Annotated in this window: 4 protein-coding genes; 3 read left to right on the top strand and 1 reads right to left on the bottom strand. The window is 67.8% G+C overall.

Annotation, left to right across the window (positions count from 1 at the left end):
* Positions 1 to 705: TetR/AcrR family transcriptional regulator (locus ACYPYD_RS22750; protein ID WP_459665686.1), on the bottom strand; the 705-nt coding region annotated here is incomplete at its 3' end.
* Between the two features lie 145 nt (positions 706 to 850).
* On the opposite strand from ACYPYD_RS22750, the gene ACYPYD_RS22745 reads away from it, so the two are divergent.
* Genes ACYPYD_RS22745 through ACYPYD_RS22735 form a run of 3 tightly spaced genes read left to right on the top strand, consistent with a single transcriptional unit; the run spans position 851 to position 3,115 of the window.
* On the top strand, positions 851 to 1,279 hold the full coding sequence (locus tag ACYPYD_RS22745; RefSeq protein WP_008829114.1) for a hypothetical protein: 429 nt from the start codon (positions 851 to 853) through the stop codon (positions 1,277 to 1,279).
* Positions 1,276 to 1,668 (top strand): hypothetical protein, encoded by a 393-nt coding sequence (locus ACYPYD_RS22740; protein ID WP_459665684.1) that lies wholly within the window; start codon positions 1,276 to 1,278, stop codon positions 1,666 to 1,668. Before ACYPYD_RS22745 ends, ACYPYD_RS22740 begins: the two co-directional genes overlap by 4 nt.
* A complete protein-coding gene (locus ACYPYD_RS22735; protein WP_036526563.1) occupies positions 1,634 to 3,115 on the top strand; it encodes a class I adenylate-forming enzyme family protein in 1,482 nt (493 codons plus the stop codon). The genes ACYPYD_RS22740 and ACYPYD_RS22735 overlap by 35 nt, the downstream gene beginning before the upstream one ends.
* Positions 3,116 to 3,407: the final 292 nt, after the last annotated feature.

The following is a 3,407-nucleotide window of genomic DNA, read 5'->3' as shown; positions in this document are numbered from 1 at the left end:
GGGCCGGCACGACGGGTCTTTCAGCGCCGCTTCCATCCGGTCGATCAGCGCCGACAGCCGCTCCGTTTCCGACGGTCCGCGCGGTTCGCCCGGCTCGGACAGCACGCCGCAGAGCAGCACGTCGACATACCGCTTCGCCTCCGCGTCGATGTCGAGCGGGCGGCCGATGAAGCTGGTGCGCATGGCGACGTGCTCCAGCCCGCCGAACATCATGTCGCGGATCATCACCGGATCGACGTCGGCGCGGACTTTGCCCTCGTGCTGCGCCTGCTGCACCGCCTCGACCACGCTATGCGCGAAGACGTGGTTGAGCTTGTGCAGCGCCGACCCGCGATAGTCCGCCCAGCGCAGTTCCTGGTAGAACACGCGGTGGAAGCGCGGCGTCTCCTCGATCGAGCGCATGAAGCGCGCGGCGATCAGCGTCAGCTGCGAACGCAGGTCGGTGATGTGCCGCAGCTCTGCGATCAGGCGCTCGACGAAAGGCGTCGCCCAGTCGACCAGCACCTGGTTCACCAGTTCCTGCTTGCTGTCGTAGTATTTGTAGACTGTAGCCTCGGACACGCCCGCCAGCTTGGCGATCCGCGCCATCGAGGTGGCTGTGGTGCCTTCCTCCTCGATCAGCCGGCGCGCGGCGGCGAGGATTTCCTGCGGGCGATAGTCCTTGCGACGCCGCCAAGCGAGGGGTTCGGCCTCCGTGGTCTTCACCGGGTTCGCCATAATAATTGAACCATCCTCATTACTGGCCTCGATTGCGGTTGACTCCGGCGAAGCCCGAGGTCAGCTTTACGCCCAATCGCGCGACATGCAACACGTGGGCGCGGACTTACCAAGCAGCCATTCCGGGAGAGGCATGGACCATTTCGCGATACCGCCGGGGCGCTTCCTGCTGTCTGCCGGGCTCGACGATGCGATCCGGCGCTCCTGCGCAGCGCCGCAGCGCCGGGCCAAGGAGGCGCACCCCGTCTTCGCCTTCGTCGCGGCGCTGGGCGGCATGGGTGCGCGGGTGGGCGACGTGTGCCGTGCGCTCGGCCTCGCGTTCGACGAGGGGGCGGTGCTGGGTCGCTGCCGGATCGACTACGACGCGCCGCTGACGGTCGATACCGGGTACGACGTGGCCGCCCGCGTCGTCTCGCTGGAGCGCAAGGCAAGCCGCAGGTTCGGCGCGGCCGACCACCTGACCCTGGGCATGACGGTCAGCGCCGCTGGGCGGCCGCACGCGCGGGTCAGCCTCACCACGATCATGCCCGCGCCCGGACCGGCCGTGCAGGCACCCGCATGAGCGCGTGGGAACTTGGCGCCGTGCCCGCCGAGGCGATGGCGCTGTGGTGCGAGGCGCTGGGCGACGACAATGCGATCCACGTCGACCCCGCCGCGGCCGAGGCGCTGGGCTTCGGCCCGCGCACGGTCAATCCGGGGCCGACGAACCTCGCCTATCTGCTCAACATGGTGATGGAAGCGCGGCCCGACCGGGACATATGCTCGATCGAGGCGGCGCTGCTGGGCAACGTGCTGGCGGGCGACGGCGTGCTGGCGCGCGGGACCTGGGACCAGGACACCTGCGACGCGGAACTCGTGGTCGCACCGGACAACGTCGTGCTCAGGGCAAGAATAGAAACGGACGGGAGAGACAGCGATGATGGAGAAGGCTTTCGCAGCCAGCGTCTATGACCTTGTCGCCATGCGCGCGCGGGCGACCCCCCAGGCGCTGGCGATCGTGCAGGGCGGGATGCGCCTCGGCTATGCCGAGGTGCTTGCCTGCGTCGATGCGGTGGCCGCCGATTTTGCCGCGCGCGGGCTCGTGCGCGGGCAGCGCGTGGCGATCCTGTCGGAAAACCGCTTCGAGTACACCGCCGTCCAGCTTGCCTGCGCGAAGCTGGGGCTGATCGCGGCCTGCCTCAACTGGCGGCTCTCCGATGCCGAGATGCGCCACTGCGTCGAACTGGTGGACCCGTCCCTGCTGGTCGCCTCGCCCCGCCATCTGGCCCTGGGGGAGACAGTGACGAACGGTCGTCCCTTCGCCGCCATCGATCGTCTCGGCGCGGCGGGAGAGACCGCCAGCGTGGCCGAACCGGAAGACGGCCTGCTCATCATCTACACCAGCGGCACGACGGGGCTGCCCAAGGCTGCCGTGATCAGCCACCGCGCCGAAGTCGCGCGGATGTGCGCCATGCGGCTCGACATGGGCATGGCGATGACCGACGCCTACGTCTCGTGGGCGCCGATGTTCCACATGGGCGGGACCGAGCACCTGCTGGCGACGCTGATGTGCGGCGGCACCGGGATCATCGTCGACGGTTTCGACGCCGATGCGCTGGTTGATGCGCTTGAGGAATTTCCCATAGGCTGGCTGATGCTGGTGCCCGCGACGATCGAGCCGCTGCTCGAACGGCTCGAGGCGCGGGATGCCAGGGTGCGCGGGGTCAAGGCGGCGGGCTGCATGGCGGATCTCGTCCCCTCCGCCACGATCGCGGCGATCACCCGGGCGCTGGGCGCGCCTTACCTCAACTCCTTCGGTGCGACCGAGACGGGAATGCCGCCGCTTTCGGCCGATCTGATCCCGGTCGGCACGATGCCTTCGGCTTTCCCCAAGCGGCTGAGCCTGCTGTGCGACTTGCGCCTGCTGGGTGCGGACGGCAACGAGGTGCCCGACGGCGCGACCGGCGAGGCTTGCGTGCGCGGGCCGACGCTGTTCAGCGGCTACTGGAATGCCGAGGCCACCAATGCCGAGTGCTTCGCCGGAGGCTGGTTCCACATGGGCGACCTGTTCCGCCGGACGCCTTCGGGCTACGACTTCGTCGGCCGCTCGAAGTACCTGATCAAGTCGGGCGGCGAGAACATCTACCCGGCCGAGATCGAGCGCGTGCTGTTCGCCGATGCGCGGGTCAACGATGCCATCGTCGTGCGCCGCCCGGACCCGCAATGGGGCGAAGTGCCGGTGGCGGTGATCGCGCGCAACGATCCCTCGCTTGACGAGCAGGTGGTGATGCAGATGTGCCGCGATGCGCTGGCCGGATACAAGCAGCCCAAGGCGGTACGCTTCATCGCGATGGAAGCCTTCCCCCGCAGCGCCAGCGGCAAGATCATCCGCGAGGAAGTGGAGGCGATGATCGGATGAGGCAGGTTGACATTTATAGCCAAATAGGTTATATGACCCAGCATCCGATCCGGCGATGATCACGCTGGAGAGGTGTATCGGGTCGGCGTCGTGGGCCGGGATGCGGTTTCAGCCGCGATCGCGCAAACCACGCGTCCGTTCGAAGACCCGGACTGTCTCTGCGCTACCGAAAACGCCGTCCATACGATCCTTCGACACGTCGTTGGGCATGGGACGGCCATCCCGGATAGCCTTCGGCCGATAACGATGCGAACCCTAACGACGGCCACATGGGACTTTCCGATGGAATACA

The organism is Novosphingobium sp. 11B (genome assembly GCF_054589055.1).
The sequence above is the reverse complement of the archived record's forward strand: the minus strand, read 5'-3'. Positions and strand labels throughout refer to the sequence as shown.

Bases quoted from the DNA above. Each gene is read 5' to 3' on its own strand.
- ACYPYD_RS22735 (WP_036526563.1), top strand. From the start codon at position 1,634: ATGATGGAGAAGGCTTTCGCAGCCAGCGTCTATGACCTTGTCGCCATG.
- ACYPYD_RS22740 (WP_459665684.1), top strand. From the start codon at position 1,276: ATGAGCGCGTGGGAACTTGGCGCCGTGCCCGCCGAGGCGATGGCGCTG.
- ACYPYD_RS22745 (WP_008829114.1), top strand. From the start codon at position 851: ATGGACCATTTCGCGATACCGCCGGGGCGCTTCCTGCTGTCTGCCGGG.